The sequence below is a fragment of the Curtobacterium sp. MCBA15_007 genome, from assembly GCF_001864905.1.
GTDB classification, from domain to species: Bacteria; Actinomycetota; Actinomycetes; order Actinomycetales; family Microbacteriaceae; genus Curtobacterium; species Curtobacterium poinsettiae.
On sequence record NZ_MJGM01000029.1, the window covers coordinates 3,146 to 4,199 of the forward strand.

Annotated in this window: 1 protein-coding gene; it reads right to left on the reverse strand. The window is 71.8% G+C overall.

The window, feature by feature from the left end; all coding sequences use genetic code 11:
* A partial coding sequence (locus BIU95_RS12455) for a nitrate/nitrite transporter (protein ID WP_071251817.1) occupies positions 1-954 on the reverse strand: 954 nt, incomplete at its 3' end.
* Between the last annotated feature and the right edge of the window lie 100 nt (positions 955-1,054).

Sequence of the window (1,054 nt, forward strand, 5' to 3'; positions counted from 1 at the left end):
CGCGACGACGAGCAGCACGAGCAGCCAGGTCGGCGGGTGCCCGGGCCAGAGCAGGATCGCCGTCCAGAGCACCGCGAGCAGCACGACCACGCCGAGCACCAGGTTCGACCGGCGCATCGGGAACCGTGCGCAGAGCACGCCGAGCACCGGGCCGGCGACGAACCCGACCACCACGATGATCGTGAGGAAGCCCGCCGCCTCGCCCGGGGAGTACCCGAGTCCCCGGAGCATCGGGACGCCCCACAGCAGCGAGAACACCGTGCCCGAGGACTGCGTGACGTAGTGCGACCAGAACCCGAGCTGTGTGCCGGGGCGCCGGAGCGCGTGCCCGAAGGTGCTGAACGCGGCACCCCACGAGTGCGGCAGCGGGATCGTGTCGGTCCGCACCGGCACCGGACCGTTCCGGACGAACACGGCGGCGAGCACCAGACCGACCGCGCTGGCCGCGGCAGCGACGCCGAACGCCGGGGTCCACCCCACCGAGTGCAGGAGCACGGCGAACGGGAACGCCGACAGGACCTGGCCGATCTGCCCGAGGTTGCCCGTCCACTGCGAGATCTGCGGCAGGATCCGGCCGCTGAACCACATCGGTACCAGGCGGATCACCGAGATGAAGGTCATCGCGTCACCGGCCCCGACCAGCACCCGCCCAGCGATGGCCGGCCCGATCGAGGGCGACACCGCGACGATCGCCTGTCCGACGACCAGCAGTGCGGCACCGAGGAGCACGAGCCTGCGCGGTCCGACGCGGTCGAGCGCGATCCCCACCGGGATCTGCAGCCCCGCGTAGACGGCGATCTGCACCACGGCGAGCGTCGACAGGACGGCCGCCGAGACGGCGAACCGGTCCTGCGCGTCGACGCCGGACACTCCGAGCGAGGACCGTTGCACGACGGCGAGGACGTACGCGAGGACCGCGACGCCCCAGATCAGGAAGGCACGACGGGAGTTCACCGGACCAGGCTACCGACGCGTTCCCACGTCGATACGCGACAGCCGTCGCGAACGCGGGTCACGTCGTGCAGGTGACGACGGAACGGCCTGGAGGCGCGGT